Annotated in this window: 11 protein-coding genes and 1 pseudogene; 8 read left to right on the forward strand and 4 right to left on the reverse strand. The window is 70.6% G+C overall.

What is annotated here, in order from left to right; genetic code table 11:
* Positions 1–14: 14 nt before the first annotated feature.
* The 3 genes from HKK74_RS34160 (at position 15) to HKK74_RS34170 (ending at position 3,978) form a co-directional block, all read left to right on the forward strand.
* Positions 15–2,363 (forward strand): phosphoketolase family protein, encoded by a 2,349-nt coding sequence (locus HKK74_RS34160; RefSeq protein ID WP_187247543.1) that lies wholly within the window; start codon positions 15–17, stop codon positions 2,361–2,363.
* Positions 2,351–3,424, forward strand: a complete 1,074-nt coding sequence (locus tag HKK74_RS34165) for an acetate/propionate family kinase (protein ID WP_187247544.1) — start codon at positions 2,351–2,353, stop codon at positions 3,422–3,424. Before HKK74_RS34160 ends, HKK74_RS34165 begins: the two co-directional genes overlap by 13 nt.
* Positions 3,425–3,555: 131 nt before the next feature.
* A complete protein-coding gene (locus tag HKK74_RS34170; RefSeq protein ID WP_187247545.1) occupies positions 3,556–3,978 on the forward strand; it encodes a universal stress protein in 423 nt (140 codons plus the stop codon).
* 103 nt (positions 3,979–4,081) lie between these two features.
* On the opposite strand, the gene HKK74_RS34175 is transcribed toward HKK74_RS34170, so the two are convergent.
* Positions 4,082–5,089, reverse strand: a complete 1,008-nt coding sequence (locus HKK74_RS34175) for an Acg family FMN-binding oxidoreductase (RefSeq protein ID WP_187247546.1) — start codon at positions 5,087–5,089, stop codon at positions 4,082–4,084.
* A 203-nt stretch (positions 5,090–5,292) separates the two neighbouring features.
* Complete coding sequence (locus HKK74_RS34180; protein WP_187247547.1) at positions 5,293–6,453, reverse strand: alkaline phosphatase PhoX; 1,161 nt, start codon at positions 6,451–6,453, stop codon at positions 5,293–5,295.
* Positions 6,454–7,105: 652 nt separating this feature from the next.
* Here HKK74_RS34180 and HKK74_RS34185 point away from each other — a divergent pair.
* The 5 genes from HKK74_RS34185 to HKK74_RS34205 all read left to right on the forward strand — a co-directional run bounded on the left by HKK74_RS34185 (position 7,106) and on the right by HKK74_RS34205 (position 14,950).
* The gene (locus tag HKK74_RS34185) at positions 7,106–10,483 is read left to right on the forward strand and encodes a DUF4132 domain-containing protein (RefSeq protein WP_187247548.1); all 3,378 of its coding nucleotides are present in this window, start codon (positions 7,106–7,108) and stop codon (positions 10,481–10,483) included.
* A 306-nt stretch (positions 10,484–10,789) separates the two neighbouring features.
* On the forward strand, positions 10,790–11,476 hold the full coding sequence (locus HKK74_RS34190) for a FadR/GntR family transcriptional regulator (RefSeq protein ID WP_187247549.1): 687 nt from the start codon (positions 10,790–10,792) through the stop codon (positions 11,474–11,476).
* Positions 11,473–12,246 (forward strand): creatininase family protein, encoded by a 774-nt coding sequence (locus tag HKK74_RS34195; RefSeq protein WP_222723089.1) that lies wholly within the window; start codon positions 11,473–11,475, stop codon positions 12,244–12,246. Before HKK74_RS34190 ends, HKK74_RS34195 begins: the two co-directional genes overlap by 4 nt.
* Positions 12,247–12,392: 146 nt before the next feature.
* A complete protein-coding gene (locus HKK74_RS34200; RefSeq protein ID WP_187247550.1) occupies positions 12,393–13,391 on the forward strand; it encodes a CE1 family esterase in 999 nt (332 codons plus the stop codon).
* Positions 13,388–14,950, forward strand: coding sequence for an AbgT family transporter (locus tag HKK74_RS34205; protein WP_187247551.1), 1,563 nt, complete (start codon positions 13,388–13,390; stop codon positions 14,948–14,950). Before HKK74_RS34200 ends, HKK74_RS34205 begins: the two co-directional genes overlap by 4 nt.
* Before the next feature lie 94 nt (positions 14,951–15,044).
* Here HKK74_RS34205 and HKK74_RS34210 read toward each other — a convergent pair whose 3' ends face one another.
* Entirely contained in the window at positions 15,045–15,338 is a 294-nt protein-coding gene (locus HKK74_RS34210) for a DUF6624 domain-containing protein (RefSeq protein WP_312882066.1), read from the reverse strand.
* 233 nt (positions 15,339–15,571) lie between these two features.
* A pseudogene (locus tag HKK74_RS42190) lies at positions 15,572–15,628 on the reverse strand (helix-turn-helix domain-containing protein); the annotation flags it as partial.
* Positions 15,629–15,814: the final 186 nt, after the last annotated feature.

The raw sequence follows: 15,814 nt of genomic DNA on the forward strand, positions 1-15,814 counted from the left end.
GGGAGACACATGTCATGACGATCGAAGCCGACGAGCTCCGCCGCACCGACGCGTACTGGCGGGCGGCGAACTACCTGTCCGCGGGCCAGATCTATCTGCGGGACAACCCGCTACTGCATGAGCCGCTGCGACCTGAGCACATCAAGCCGCGGCTGCTCGGGCACTGGGGCACCTCGCCCGGCCTGAACTTCTGCTACGTGCACCTCAACCGGGTCATCAGGTCCGCCGACCTGAACATGATCTACATCATCGGGCCGGGCCACGGCGGGCCCGCGGCGGTCGCCAACGCCTGGCTGGAGGGCACCTACAGCGAGGTGTACCCGCACGTGACCCGGGACGCCGCCGGGATGGCGCGGCTGTTCCTGCAGTTCTCCTATCCGGGCGGGATCCCGAGCCACGTGGCGCCCGAGACGCCCGGCTCGATCCACGAGGGCGGTGAGCTCGGATACTCCCTCGCGCACGCCTACGGGGCGGCGTTCGACAACCCGGACCTCGTGGTGGCCTGCATCATCGGCGACGGCGAGGCCGAAACGGGCCCGCTGGCCACCAGCTGGCATTCCAACAAGTTCCTCGACCCGGTCGGCGACGGCGCGGTGCTGCCGATCCTGCATCTCAACGGCTACAAGATCGCCAACCCGACCGTACCGGCCCGCATCCCCGAGGCCGAACTCCTCTCCCTTCTCGAGGGGTACGGTCACAGCCCGATCGTCGTCGCAGGTGACGACCCGCCCACGATGCACCGTGCGATGGCCGCCGCGCTCGACCGGGCGATCGCCGAGATCGCCGCCATCCAGCACCGGGCCCGGCGCGATGGAGTGACCGGACGGCCGCGCTGGCCGATGATCGTGCTGCGTACGCCGAAGGGCTGGACCGGGCCGAAAGAGGTCGACGGGCGTCCGGTCGAAGGGACCTGGCGGGCCCATCAGGTGCCCCTCCCCGGGGTACGGGACAACCCCGACCACCTCGCGCAGCTTGAAGCGTGGCTGCGTTCGTACCGGCCCGAGGAGCTCTTCGACGCCGACGGGCGGCCGAACGCCGACCTGCTCGCGCTGCCGCCGGCCGGGCAACGACGGATGAGCGCGAACCCGCATGCCAACGGCGGCCTGCTGCTACGGGAGCTGACGCTGCCGGACTTCCGCCGTTACGCCGTCCCGGTCGACCGGCCGGGTACGACGTTCACCGAGCCCACCCGTGTGCTCGGCACATTCCTGCGTGACGTGATCAAGGCCAACCCCGACACATTCCGCCTCATGGGGCCGGACGAGACGGCCTCCAACCGGCTGCAGGCCGTCTTCGAGGCCACCGCACGCGTCTGGCAGGCCGACCGGCTCCCCACCGACGAGCACCTGGCCCCGCGCGGCCGGGTGATGGAGGTGCTCAGCGAGCACCTGTGCCAGGGATGGCTGGAGGGCTACCTGCTGACCGGGCGGCACGGCCTGTTCAACTGCTACGAGGCGTTCATCCACATCGTCGACGCGATGTTCAACCAGCACGCCAAGTGGCTCGAGGCCTCCCGGAAGATCCCGTGGCGGCTTCCGGTGGCGTCCTTCAACTACCTGCTCTCCTCGCACGTGTGGCGGCAGGACCACAACGGCTTCACCCATCAGGACCCGGGCTTCCTCGACGTGGTGATGAACAAGAAGCCGGAGATCATCCGCGTCTACCTGCCTCCGGACGCCAACACCCTGCTCTCGGTGGCCGACCATTGCCTGCGATCGCGCGACTACGTCAACGTCGTCATCGCGGGCAAGCAGCCCGCGCTGAACTGGCTGCCCATGGAGCAGGCGATCCCGCACTGCGCCCGCGGCATCGGCGTCTGGGAATGGGCCGGCACCGACGACGGCGCGGATCCCGACGTGGTCCTGGCCTGCGCCGGTGACATCCCGACCCTGGAGACCCTCGCCGCCGCCGACCTGCTCCGCCGGCATCTCCCCGACCTGCGAGTCAGGGTCGTCAACGTCGTGGACCTGATGCGGCTGCAGCCCGACACCGAGCATCCGCACGGCCTGAGCGACCGTCGGTTCGACATGCTCTTCACCACCGACAAGCCCATCATCTTCGCCTTCCACGGCTACCCCTACCTCATCCACCGGCTCACCTACCGGCGGAACGGCCATGAGAACATCCACGTCCGCGGCTACAAGGAGGAGGGCACGACCACCACACCCTTCGACATGGTGATGCTCAACGACCTCGACCGCTTCCACCTCGTCATGGACGTCATCGAGCGGCTTCCGCAGCTCGGCCCGCGCGCCACGTACGTACACCAGCTGATGGCCGACGCCAGGTTGCGCGCCCGTGCCCACACCCGCGAGCACGGTGCGGACGCCCCCGAGGTGGCGGAGTGGACATGGCCGCACTGACCCGGATCCTGACCGTCAACGCCGGCTCCAGCAGCCTCAAGCTGAGCCTGCTCGAAGGCGACTCGCTCGTCGCCCGGCCCGCCGATCTCGGCGAGCTGCGCGGCCTGCCCGCCCCGGACGCCGTCGGGCACCGGATCGTCCACGGCGGTACGGAGTTCACCGTGCCCGTCCGCATCGACGACGACGTCGAACGGCGGCTGCGGTCGCTCACCGGCCTGGCGCCACTGCACCAGCCCAAGTCGATCGACGGCATCGACGCAGTCCGCCAGATCCTGCCGGGGATCCCCGAAGTGGCCTGCTTCGACACCGCCTTCCACGCCGGCCTACCCGCCGCCGCGGCCACCTATGCCATTCCCGCCGCCTGGCGGGACGAGTACGGGCTCCGCCGGTACGGGTTCCACGGCCTGTCCCACGCCTATGCCACCAGGCGAACCGGCGAACTGCTCGGCGCCGAACCCGAGGCGCTCCGCCTCGTCGTGTGCCATCTCGGGGCCGGGGCGTCCTTGTGCGCGGTGGCGCACGGGCGGTCCGTCGACACCACCATGGGCTTCACCCCGCTGGAAGGCCTGGTCATGGCCACCCGCTCCGGCAGCGTCGATCCCGGACTCCTGCTGTGGCTGCTGGAGCACGAGGGGATGCCGGCCGCCGCCCTCGCCGAGACGTTGGAACACCGGTCCGGTCTGCTCGGCCTGGCCGGCACCGCCGACATGCGCGAGCTGCTCGGCAGCGACGCACCAGAGGCCCGGCTCGCCGTGGACGTCTACCTGCACCGGCTGAGCGCGCAGATCGCCGCGATGACGGCGTCCCTCGGCGGGCTCGACGCTCTGGTCTTCACCGGCGGCGTCGGCGAGAACGCCTCGCCGATACGGCACCGCGCGGCGGAAAGGCTCGCCTTCCTCGGCGTGCGGATCGACGCGGACCGCAACGATCGCGCCCGGACCGATGCCGACATCAGCGCGCCCGGCGCCGTCGTCCGGACCCTGGTCGTCACCGCCCGCGAAGACCTCGAGATCGCGGCCGGGACCCGGAGAGTTCTCGAAGATCCTGCCTCCTGGCTCTGAAGCCGCCGGACGCCTTCCCGCCGTCGCCGTCAGGGGCCCGAGGACCAAGGTCCCGCGTAGCCGGGCCACTCGCACCTCACGGCCATGTCCCGGACGGATGAAGGTGGAAGTCGACAATGAGGAGGTCGGTCATGCCGGTCATACCCGGACCCAGGTACGTACTCATCGGTTTCAGCGGATCACCGAATTCATACGCCGCGCTGAATCGCGCGGCCGCCGAGGCCCAGAAGCGTCACGCTCGCCTGGACGTGGTCAGGGTCATTCCGGCGACGGGGGGCCGGCTGCGCACACCGGCCGCCTGGCTACGCCTGCGCAACGACGTCGCACGGGTGCTCCCGCGCACGCAGCACCTCACCACCCGCCTGCGCATCGCTCGCGGAGACGTCGCCACCGAACTGAACCGGCTGGCCCGACGTGCGGACGTGCTCTTCCTCGGCGCACGCCAGACCTCCGCGGCCGCGAATCCGCTCGGCGGCGCGACCGTGCACGCCCTCCTCTCCTCCTCACCCTGCCATGTGGTCATCTGCGAAGGGCAGAGCAGGCAGGACGCCTGAACGATGCCGAGACCGTACGAGGACCACTGTCTCCTTCACGGTCGCGGATCGCGACTCTGGAACAGCCGCATGCGGTGGACGGGCCGAGAGAATCGCCCTCCGATCAGAGTTCTCTTCTGATCACGTCGGCGGAACTCCGGCGCACGCCGCCCGGCATCCCGCCGCCCGGCATCCCGCCGGCCACACCCAGGCGCATGATCATTTGAGGGTGGGCGCCGCCGCAGAATCGAGAGCGGATGAACTCCCGCAACTCGGGGACCTCCAGCGCCTGGGTGTGGAAGGCGGCCGATACGTTCGCCTCCGCCGCGCGCAGCAGTACGCATTGCAGGGCTTGACCGCAGCGCAGCCAGTCGGCTCGCGTGTCCTCACGGGTCACCAGCAGCGCCACCACGCCGACGGCCCTGCCCGCACCGCCCCCGGGCCGGCCCCAGCCCTTACCTCGCGCGTAATCACGTGTCGCGAAGTCGGGACCGATCTGCTCTGGTTCCCGCGGATAGGCGTCGTCCCGTACGCCGTCCGATCGCAAGCGCCCAGGGGGCGGGCTCCAGCGGGCCAGTTCCGCGACATAGTCCGGGCTCTGCCGCTGGATCTGCTCCGCGGCCTTGGTCAACGCGGCCAGCGCCGTCCGGGTCCCCGAGTCCGTCACGACACGAAGTGCCGAGCCTTCGTTGGAGGCGACGACGCCCAGCCGCCGTGGCAGGCCCACTGGCAGCCGGGCGGACGAGAACCCACCGCGGTGGGTACGGCGCCGCCTGATCTGAGCGTAGGCCCGGCTCTCCTCCTCGAGGGCCGGTTGAGGTGGCCCGACGCTCACCTCGGCCACCAGCGCCGGCCGCTCCGGATCAGCGAACGTCCGCACCAGCGGCACGTGCCCCAGCTGCCGGACGGCCAGGCGCAGGGTGTAGAGCGCCGCTCCGCAGCTGATGAACATCTCCCTACCGTCCGGATCGGCGACGTCCAGCCGACGATCGGTGTCCGCGTGCAGCATGACGGTCAGGTCCCGCGTCTCGAACCACCATGGCTGGGTGTTGTGGACGGACGGCGCCCACACCGCGGCGTCGACGAGCGACCGCACGATCTTCTGCCGCTCCAGAGCGTCCGTGGTGTTCATACCGTCTCCTCGCCGATCCGGGCCTCCAGACTTCCAACCGACCAGCGGGCGCTCGGATGCCGACAGAGACGAAGGTCCCGACGATCAGGGACCTCCGACCGGCCCGAACCTCGCCGCCGACTTCAGAAAGCCCAGCGACAGCCGGGCGAGCGGCCCGCCGGTTCCGGTGGTGGCCGGGAACCGGCGGACCTCGCCGACACGGGTCAGTTCCGGAAGGGGCCCGTCACGCAGTAGGTGATGCCGCCGGAAGAGGAGCCCGACGTGCCGCGCTGGGAGGAGAAGTAGAGCCGGTCGCCGGCGGGGTTGAACGCCGGACCGGTGATCTCTGAGGAGCCCTGGCCGTTGATCCGCAGGAATACCGAGATCTTGTCGTCCGGCGTGATCATGCAGATCTCCATGTTGCCGCCGTCCTCCGCGACGTAGAGATCGCCCGAGCCGGCACCGGTGATGTTGTCCACCCCGGTCAGCGGGGCCGGGCCGGGGTTGACAAGGTTGTCGTCGTAGGCGAGCTCGTAGGTGCTGTCGGCCAGGTTCACCCGCCAGGCGCGGTTGTCGCCCTTGGTGGTGAACCAGACGGTGTCGTCGGCGTTGTAGCAGCCCTCACCGCCGTTGAACCGCTTGGCACCGGAGACCTGCTGTCGCGTCGCGGTGGGAGATCCGTCCGGGTCGGGAACGTTGGCCCAGGTGAAGGAACCGGAGGTGGCGGTACCGGCCCTGAGGACTTGCAGCGTGCCCGACGACAGGTCGCCCCACGTGGACGGGACGAAGCGGTAGAAGCAGCCGTCGCTCTTGTCCTCGGTGAGGTAGAACACCCGGCGGACCGGGTCGGCCGCCGCCGCCTCGTGTGTGAACCGGCCCATGGCCGGCCGGGCGACCGCGGTGCCGCCGAAGGGGTAGGTCTCCCAGACCCGGCCGGTGTCGGTCTCCTCGCAGGACAGCCAGGTGTTCCAGGGAGTCGCGCCGCCCGCGCAGTTGCGGGCCGTACCGCTGAGGATGCGGAAGGCCGAGGTGACGGCGCCGCCGGAGGTGAAACGGATCGCGGAGGCGCCACCTGCTGCGCCGTCCAGCTCGGCGTTGGACACGTAGATCCAGCCGCTCCCGTCGGCGAAGCACGCCCCACCGTCGGGTGCGCCGTGCCAGGTGTAGGACGTGCCGGGGACGGTCTGCCCTGATCGGGCGACGATCTGGCTGGTGAAGCCGGCCGGCAACAGGATGCCGTTGGCGTCGGCGGTGCGGAGTGGTCCGTACGGGCTGGGAGCGTTCTGCGCGGGCGCGGCGAGGGCGGCGTTCTGCCAGAGGCTTCCGGAGAAGGCCACGGCTCCCGCGCCTACGGCGGAGGCCCGGAGGAAGGTACGGCGTTCCATCGGCGATGTCTCCTGACGGGGGTAGGAGGACGATCCGTCGCCGCAACTTCGCCAACGCCGAGGAAGACGGGCGGACCTCCGGCCGCTCGCCCGGTGAACGCTGGATGGCCACGCGCTGACGGCGCCCCGCCGTCCGCCGAATGCGCGCGTGCCGCGCGTCACCGATGCCACGAAAGAGGAATCGACGGACGTCGGTCCGCTCCAGGCTCCGACGCGTTCGAGGGCTGGGAGAAACTGGTCGTAGAAGCTGACCTTGAGCTCAAGTGCCCGTTCCTCCACCTCCTTGAAGGAGTCGGTCGATGCCTCGCGGGCGAGAAGTTCAGTCATCCGCGTGGCCAGGCGGTCGGAGTGGGTGGCGGACATACGGACACGGTCGCGAGCGAGTGCGCCTTCGCGTCGTGGACGTGGTGCGGGTAGTAGAAGCGTGAAAGGTTCTCACCATTGCGCGTCAGTGAAGGCCCCATCCGCTCCCACAACCGCCCGTACTCGACGGAGACCAGTACCTCATTAGGCCGCCCCCATCACGTCGACCGTTCAGGCCGCCCGCCGAAGCGCCCCGGTCGCACCCTCCCGCGAATGAGGCGCCCCCGCCCCGAACTGCTTGACCGAAAACGCGGTGGAATGTCGGCAGGGGCCCGTACGGTGTGGCGCCATGAGTGATCATCTCCGGGCGCTGCCCGACGAGGACAGCATGGTCGTCCCGAAGCACTGGGGTCGCCGGATCCATCCCCGGCGCGGCGGGATCCCCGGGCCTAAGATCAAGCCGGACACGGCCGCGGAGAAGTCGATCGCGCAGTTCGTCGAGGCGGCCCAGAAGGACGTCGAACGCGTCCTCGGCGCCCCGAAGACCGACCCGGAGCTTGTCGCCGCGGCACGCGCCCACCTGGGGGGCGACCCGGATCCGCGCGGCGCGGCCGTCCTGGCGCTGATCGCGAGAGGCCGGAGGGTCTGGCCCGGGTTCTACGAGGATCTGGTGGACGCGTGGGCCTTCGCGCACGGTGTCGTGTTCGCCGCGTGCGCGCAGACCGAGATGGCCGGCCTGGACGCGCAGACCGATCAAGGGCCGGGCGGTGGAACGTGGACGCGGACGGTACGGCCCGTCCGGCCGGACGAGCGCCGTTGCGCGGGCGTCTCTAAGGCGGATCGGCGCGTCCGTTCGTTCCTGGCCGCCGCGACCGACGATGAGTACGCCGAGGCGGTCGAACGGCTCGGCGAGCGCCGCACCCTGTTCGCCCAGCGGGTCCTGACGGCCTACCTGGTCCCGACGCGCCAGGACTGGGTGACCAAGCTCTGTGAGGATCCGGACGGCGTGCCGCGCAACTTCCTGCTGCCCTCGCTCGGCTCCCCCGAGCAGCTCGAACTGCTCGGACCCGGCTGGACGCGGCTGACCCTTCCCGACTGCTTCTACCCGGAGCTCCTCCGCGCGTTCGCGGAGGGCGTCGGACCGGCCGTCGCGCCGCTCATGGTGAACGCGCTGGATCGGATGATGGACTCCGCGCCGCGCCGTAAGGGGCTGCTGGACGTGCTGGGCGCCCTGCCGTCCGACGAGGCGTTCCGCGCGCTGGTCGAACGGCGCGCCAACAAGCACATCAGCGCCGAGCTGATGAAGGCGATGAGTCGGTTCCCGGTACGGGCGCTGCGCGAACTGGCCGCCGCCGGGGCGACCGACCTGCTCGACGAGCACGTGAAGGGGAGCCGTGAGCTGGCCGAGGCCGCCCTGCCGGTGCTTCCCGACGCGGCCCGCGAGGCGGTCGAACGGGTCGTGGGAAGCACGGCCGGGGTGGCGGTGGCGGCCCCGGAGGAGCTGCCCGCCCTCCTGGTCGATCCGCCGTGGGCCCGCCCGCGGAAGAAGCCGAAGCCCGTCGCCGTCGAAGGGCTGACCGTCCCGGACCGGCGCGCTGTCCGCTGGGGGCCGTGCAGGTACGGTTTCGCCGGGCAGAGCGAGCGGGACGACTGGGCGAGAGAACATGTGATGTATCCGTCCGACCTGGTGGGAAACGGCGACGGCAATCACGTCGGGCGACCTCCGGTGTGCGAACGGAGCCCGCGGTGGGAGAGGTACGCCGAGAACTTCGCGGCCGGGCGGCTGTCCGGCAGGTTCCAGCTCGGCGTGCTCATGTTGGGCCCGGACGAGCTGACCAGGCCGCTGCTGGCCGGCTGGACCCTGGACGACCCGTACAACAGCACCGACCGTCCGGAGCGATGGTGCCCCATCCTCGCCGCCCGGTACGAGCTGGACGCCCTGCCGATCGTGCTCCCGTACGCCAAGAGCGAGCCGCCGAAGCACGGCTGGCTGCTCGTCCCGTTCCTGACCGCCGAGGTGGCGGCGCTGATGGCCGACTGGCTCGTACGGCTCAAGAAGGCGCGCAAGTACGCGGAGGCATGGCTGTCCCGCCACGGGGCGGACGCGGTGCCGCTGCTGGTGCCCGCCGCTCTCGGCAAGGCCGGCCCCCCGCGGCGGGCCGCCGAGGGCGCCCTCCGGCATCTGGCCGGTGAGCTGGGCGGTCCGGCGGTCGTCGAGGCGTCCCGCGAGCACGGGGACGAGGCCGCCCGGGCGGTGGAGGCACTGCTGGCCACCGAGCAGCCGGACGCGCCCCAGGCCCCGCGGCTCCCGGCCTGGGCGGACCCGGCGCTGCTACCACAGATCCTGTTGAAGGACCGGCGGCGCGCCCTGCCGGAATCGGCCGTCCGGCACGTGCTGACGATCCTGACGATGTCCACGCCCGAAGAACCGCACCCCGGCGCGGCCGACGTCCAGGAGGCCTCCGACGCCGCCTCGCTGGCCGCCTTCACCTGGGAGCTGTTCGTACGCTGGCGCGACCACGGCGAACGGGCCGCCGACGCTTGGGCGCTCACCGCACTGGGCCCGTTCGGCGACGACGAGGCCGCGCGCCGCCTCGCGCCACTCATCCACGCCTGGCCGGGAGAGAACGGTCACCCCAAGGCCGTCAGAGGCGTGGACGCGCTGGTGCGGATGGGTTCCGAGACGGCGCTGATGCAGCTCGACGCCATCGCGCGCAAGGCGAAGTTCGGTGCCCTCCAGGAGCACGCGGAGTGGAAGATGGGGGAGGTCGCCGACGGGCTCGGCCTCACCGGTGAGCAGCTGGCCGACCGCCTCGTCCCGTCCTTCGGGCTGGACACCGACGGAGGCATGACACTCGACTACGGTCCGCGCCGGTTCCGGGTGGGCTTCGACGAGGCGCTCAAGCCCTACGTGACCGACGCGGACGGCCGGCGGCTCAAGGCCCTGCCCAAGCCGGGAGCCAAGGACGACTCCGCGCTCGCCCCCGCCGCGTACCGCGCGTTCGGCGAGCTGAAGAAGGACGTGCGGACGATCGCCGGCGACCAGGTCAAGCGGCTCGAACGGGCGATGGTCAGCGGCCGTACCTGGACGCTCGAGGAGTTCGGCGACCTGTTCGTCCGGCACCCGTTGGTCTGGCACATCGCCCGGCGGCTGGTGTGGACGTGCGACGGCGTGCCGTTCCGCCTGGCCGAGGACCGCACGTTCGCCGACCTCGCGGACGAGACCCTGACACCAGGGCCGGACGCCGTGATCGCCCTGTCGCATCCGGTGGTGCTGGGGCCGACGGTGGGAGCCTGGTCGCAGGTGTTCCTCGACTACGAGTTGACACAGCCGTTCGCGCAGCTGGCACGGCCGGTGTACGAGCTGGTCGAGGAGGAGCGCGCGGCCGTGCGGCTGGCCCGATTCGAGGGCGCGAGCGTGCCGTTCGGGAAGGTCCTCGGCCTGACCCGGCGCGGCTGGGTGCGAGGGGAGCCCATCAGCGACGGACTCGAAGAGTGGATCTCCAGGCCGCTGCCCGGCGGCCTGGAATTGGTGGTGCATCTCGACCCCGGCATCGCGGTCGGCCAGGTCGATCACTCGCCCGAGCAGCGGCTGACCGTGATCTGGCTCGGGCCCATGGCCGGCCGCTTCTCCACCGAGTCCGCGCACCCTTTCGGCGAACTGGACCCGCCGATCGCCTCCGAAATCCTCGCCGACCTCACCGCCATCACGGAGCGCTCCGAGTGAACGAGAACGCCCTGGTCGCGAGCTCCAGCGCGGCCGCCCCGACACCGAGCGGCACCAGCAACGCCGACTGCATCGGGGTGCGCGACAGGAACCCGCTGGCGGGGGTAGGAGGACGATCCGTCGCCGCAGCTTCGCCAACGCCGAGGAAGACGGACGGACCTCCGGCCGCTCGCCCGGTGAACGCTGGATGGCCACGCGCTGACGGCGCCTCGTCAATCCCGTCGACCGCTCTGGTCCCGGTGGTCGCGGCGGCCGCCGCGAAAGTGATCCTTGACACAACTAGTCACTAATTGATTTAGTCACTTCATGAGCCGAGCCGAGTCATCGTTGTCCGAGCGCCTTGCCGACGACATCGTTGAGATCATCCGTACTGAGCAGCTGTCACCTGGCGACGCGCTGGCCTCCTCCCGCGATCTGGCGCGCCGTTTCGAGGTCACCACCCCGACGGTGCGCGAGGCGCTGCGAAGGCTCGAGGCGACCGGCGTGGTCGAGTTCCGGCACGGTTCGGGCACCTACGTCGGCCCGGGCTTCGACCGCACGCTGCTGGTCAACCCGCACCTGCCGCTCGGCAGCCGCGACTCGGTGCTCGAACTCGTCGAGGCGCGCCTGGTGGTCGAGCCGGCCATCGCCGCAGCCGCCGCGCGAACTCGTGCCGACGCGGCCCTCCGCCAGCTCGAGGCGGCCGCCACCAACGCATTGCATCCGCCGGACGGTGACGTTCGGCCGGCGGTGCACTTCCATGTCGCGCTGGCCGCCGCGAGCGGCAACGCCCTCCTGCGCGAGACCGTCGAGGCTCTGCTCCATGTACGTGCGCGCGAGCAGATCGAGATCCGGCATCGGTACGACGACCGAGAGCGCGACCACGCCGAGCACGTCCAGATCTTCACGGCCGTGCGCGACGGTGACGACGAGGCGGCCGAGCGGCTCGTCCGCGAGCACCTGACGTCGATCCGCGACGCGATCGTGTCCGATGAGTCCGCGGCCCGCGGATGAGCGTGGAACGTCCCGTACGGCTCGCCGAGATGACCACGAACGAGGCGGCCGACGCCGTGACCGCGAGTCCGGTGGTGATCATTCCGGCCGGCGCCGTCGAGCAGCACGGACCGGGCATGGCACTGGCGACCGACTGGGTACGCGCCGAGCGGGTGGCCGAGCTCGTGGCCGCGGAACTCGGCGGCCGCGCCGTGATCGGTCCGCCGTTGCCGGTCGGTGTGTCACCTCATCACCTCGCGTTCGCCGGCACGGTCACCCTGACCACCACGACGTTCGCCGCGGTGGTCCGCGAGTACGCCCAGAGCCTGTACCGCCACGGCTGGCGGAAGGTACTGGTGATCACCGGTCACGGCGGCAACAACGCCACCCTGACCACCGTCGCGCAGGACCTGCTCACCACCCATCCCGACCTGCGGTTCGCGTGGACTCCGCTGACGGCGCTCGCCCGGGACGTCGTCTCCGGAATGCGGGTCAGCGAGGTGCACGGCCACAGCGGGGAGGCTGAGACCGCGCAGATGCTCCATCTCGCCCCGCACCTGGTGCACACGGACCGGCTCGCCGCGGGAACGACCTCCCTCGATGAGCTCGATCCGCCGGCCCGGCTGGCGTACGACGGTGGCCACCCCACCCTGACGGCCCGCTACGACACGATCAGCGCCAATGGGGTTCTGGGGGACCCACGACGCGCCACCCGCGACGACGGACGAAGAATCATCGACGTCGTCGTACTCCGCATCGCCTCCTTCGTCCGTGAGTGGCTGGACGCCTGACCGGCGTACCACCTCTCCTCCCCCGTCCTCCTCTCACCCACGCAGGCGCCTGCCACCAGGCAGCGGGCGCCTGTGTCAGCCGAGCGCGCCTGATCAACCCCCACCCCATGGCCGGCGGCGACGCCGTCGGCGGAAGGAACCTGCCCATGAGAATTCCTACGCCCGCCGTCGTCACCTCCGTCATGACCGTCGTCGCCGGTCTGACCCTGCTGAGCGGCCCGTTCCCCCCGGCCTCCGCGGATACGCGGGACCGGTCGCAGGCTCCCGGATCGCGAGGGTGCGGACTCGCGGTTCCCCAGAGCCCCGGCAGCAGCGAACTCCGCGAGATCTCCAGCGGAGATCGCGTCCGGACGTACCAGCTGCACATCCCGAGCGACTACGACCCGAAGCGCCGCTGGCCGGTGGTGCTGACGTTCCACGGGCGCGGAAGCACCGGCGCCGAGATCGAGGAGTTCTCGAAGCTGTCGGCCCTTCCCGCGATCGTCGCGTACCCGAACGGGGTCATCGGCACCGGCGGCGGTGACCGGCAGGCCTGGCAGGGAGCGCCCTACGCGGCACCGGGCGTGGACGACGTCGCGTTCACCGACGATCTCCTCGACGACCTCGAAGCCCGTCTCTGCGTCGACCGGCGACGGGTCTACGCCACCGGAAAGTCGAACGGAGCCGGCTTCACCGGGGTCCTCGCCTGCCGGTCGGCCGACCGCATCGCGGCCATCGCGCCGGTCGCCGGTGCGTTCTATCCCACCGGCGAGGAGTGCCACCCGTCCCGGCCTGTGCCGGTGATCGAGTTCCACGGCACGGCCGACGTCACCATCCCGTACGCCGGGGACGCCGACCGCGGCCTGCCGGCGATCCCGGACTGGGCGGCGGCCTGGGCCGATCGCGACGGTTGCCGAACCGGCCCGCTCCAGCAGACGATCGAACCGGACATCACGGTCTCGCGCTGGGTCGGCTGTGACAGGGGTACGCAGGTCAGCCATGTCGCGGTGACCGGCGGTGGGCACACCTGGCCGGGCGCCGACATCTACAGCGGCGGCGGCGTCACCACCCAGACCATCGAGGCGCACGAGGTGCTGTGGCAGTTCCTGCGTCGTCACCGCCTCCCCGTCCGCGGAGCGACGGCACTGATCGAGGAGTCATCATGACCACGGCGACCCCCGCGGACACCGGTCCGCCCCCCACCCCCACCGAGCCGCCACTCCCCCGCATCGTGCGCGCCATGGCCGTCATCGAACGGGCCGGCAACGCACTGCCGCATCCCTTCTGGTTGTTCTGGATCCTGTCCGGGATCCTCGGCGTCGTCAGCATGGCGCTCGCCGCGATGGACGTGTCGGTCGTCTCGCCCGGCGACGGCAAGACCGTGACGGTGCAGAACCTGTTCAGCGGCGAAGGCCTCGCCATGGCGGTCTCGACGATGGTCGAGAACTTCGCCACGTTCCCTCCCATGGCGACGATCGTCGTGGTGATCATGGGCGTCGCGGTGGCGGAGCGCAGCGGCTTCCTCGCGGCGCTGATGCGCGTCAGCATCTCCCGCGTACCGGCGTCGTGGATCGTGTTCGCCGTCGCCTTCGCCGGCACGGTCGCCCACGTCGCCTCCGCCGCCGCCTACATCATCCTGGTCCCGCTCGGCGGCCTGGCCTTCCGGGCGGTCGGCCGTTCCCCGATCCTCGGCATCGTGGTCGCCTACACCGCGATTGCCTCCGGGTACGACGCCAGCCCGGTTCCCACGCCCAACGACGCGATCTTCGCCGGCATCACCACCGCCGCCGCTCAGATCGTCGAGACCGACGCGTACGTATCGCCGTTGAGCAACTGGTTCTTCAACATCGTGTCGTCGCTCGTGCTGGCACTGGTGATCACGGTGATGACCAAGCTCGTACTGAGCAAGCGCCCCGACCTCGACGCCGACCCCGACGCCGAGCTGGACGACATCGAGAAACTGCAGCTCGGTGCCGATGAGCGGTCCGCGCTGCGCCGTGCCCTGATCGCGTTGCTGGTGGCGCTCGTGCTGCTGTGCGCGGTCGTACTGCCGTCCTCCTCACCACTGCGTGGCGAAGGGGGCGGCATCGCCGAGTCGCCGTTCCTGGACGGGATCGCGGCCGTGGTCGCGTTCCTGTTCGGGCTGGTCGGCATCATCTACGGACATCGCGCGGGTTCCATCAAGAAGGCCGGCGACGTACCGAAGCTGATGATGCAGGGCATCATGCAGATGGCGCCGGTGCTGGTGCTGTTCTTCGCCATCGCCCAGTTCCTCGCGTACTTCGACTGGACCCATGTCGGCGACGTGATCGCCGTCAAGGCCGCCGAGGCACTGAAGACCAGCGGCGTCCCGATCGTTATCGTGTTCCTGCTCATCCTCGCCCTGCTGACCCTGGTCAACATCATGGTGACCAGCGGCTCGGCGATGTGGTCGATCGCCGCCCCGGTCCTGGTGCCGATGCTGATGCTGGTCTCCGTCCCACCGGAGACGACGCAGGCGCTCTTCCGCATCGCCGACTCCGGATCGACCGCGATCACGCCGATGAGCCCCTATTTCCTCATGGCGCTGGGCTTCCTCCAGCGCTACCGCAAGAACGCCGGTATCGGAACGCTCGCGTCCTACACGCTGCCGTTGGCCATCGCCATGACCGTGGTCTGGACCCTGCTGTTCCTGGCCTGGTGGGCGGCCGGCATCCCGCTCGGCCCCGGAGCACCCGTGCGCTGAGCCGTACGGGTGAGAGCGCTCAGCGCGAAGGGTCCAGCGCCTTTACCGGTGCTGGACCCTTCGCGCGGACATTCCGATCCCGGCGGCCGGGCCCTCATCCAGACGCTCCGCGCATCTCGTCGTCGTACTCGGCGTGCGGCTTCAGGCCCATGGCGGCCCGGCGCTCGTCCAGCCGTTCGGGATCCTCGATCGGCCACGGCCCGAACCCGGCCTCGGTCAGTCCGTACTGCGTGCCGTACAACGGCGGACGGCCCGAGTTGACCCGTACTCGGTCTTCCAGATGGGCCAGGTCGGCGGGGGCCGCGTCGCCGCCCGCGACAGCGTCCCGCAACGCGCGCAGGAAGAGCCGCTGCGCCCGGAGCGACCGGTCGGCGTGCTGGGCAAGCAGCCAGCGTGGACACCGTCGTCACCGACCACCGACGTGCCGGGCCACCCGCGCCTATGCACCAGGCGGTGTTGCGCCGGTCGATCCAGAGGCCGACCAGGGCGTCGCGGAGCGGCACCCGCCAGCCGCCCACGAGGCGACCGGTCGCTGACGGGCAGTCTCATCGTGTGGTCGCTGAAGTCGGCAACCAGGTCAAGGTGTCGGCTGAGTGCTTCGACGTAGCGGGCGGTGACGTCGATCGAGGTCACTTCGCCGTGTTCGATCTGTGAGATCCGGGCGATGCTCACGCCCATGGTCGCGGCGATGTCCTTTTGTGCGAGTTCGGCTTGGTCGTGTTCGGCCAGTGCGATGTTGTCGCGTTGGACCGCGCCGTCACCGGCGAGATCGTTCTCACGCCTTGGCGGTGTGTTGTGTTCGTTCGCGTCGTTCAGGCGGCCCGTAAGGGGGGATCTCCTGGTGGTTTGTTCTCGTGTAGGAGT

This window comes from Actinomadura alba (assembly GCF_014323705.1).
In the GTDB taxonomy this organism is placed as follows: Bacteria; Actinomycetota; Actinomycetes; order Streptosporangiales; family Streptosporangiaceae; genus Actinomadura_C; species Actinomadura_C alba.

Excerpts from the sequence above, each read along its gene's own strand:
- HKK74_RS34185 (WP_187247548.1), top strand. The coding sequence starts at position 7,106 with ATGAGTGATCATCTCCGGGCGCTGCCCGACGAGGACAGCATGGTCGTC.
- HKK74_RS34200 (WP_187247550.1), top strand. The coding sequence starts at position 12,393 with ATGAGAATTCCTACGCCCGCCGTCGTCACCTCCGTCATGACCGTCGTC.
- HKK74_RS34190 (WP_187247549.1), top strand. The coding sequence starts at position 10,790 with ATGAGCCGAGCCGAGTCATCGTTGTCCGAGCGCCTTGCCGACGACATC.
- HKK74_RS34165 (WP_187247544.1), top strand. The coding sequence starts at position 2,351 with ATGGCCGCACTGACCCGGATCCTGACCGTCAACGCCGGCTCCAGCAGC.
- HKK74_RS34175 (WP_187247546.1), bottom strand. The coding sequence starts at position 5,089 with ATGAACACCACGGACGCTCTGGAGCGGCAGAAGATCGTGCGGTCGCTC.
- HKK74_RS34195 (WP_222723089.1), top strand. The coding sequence starts at position 11,473 with ATGAGCGTGGAACGTCCCGTACGGCTCGCCGAGATGACCACGAACGAG.
- HKK74_RS34205 (WP_187247551.1), top strand. The coding sequence starts at position 13,388 with ATGACCACGGCGACCCCCGCGGACACCGGTCCGCCCCCCACCCCCACC.
- HKK74_RS34170 (WP_187247545.1), top strand. The coding sequence starts at position 3,556 with ATGCCGGTCATACCCGGACCCAGGTACGTACTCATCGGTTTCAGCGGA.
- HKK74_RS34160 (WP_187247543.1), top strand. The coding sequence starts at position 15 with ATGACGATCGAAGCCGACGAGCTCCGCCGCACCGACGCGTACTGGCGG.
- HKK74_RS34180 (WP_187247547.1), bottom strand. The coding sequence starts at position 6,453 with ATGGAACGCCGTACCTTCCTCCGGGCCTCCGCCGTAGGCGCGGGAGCC.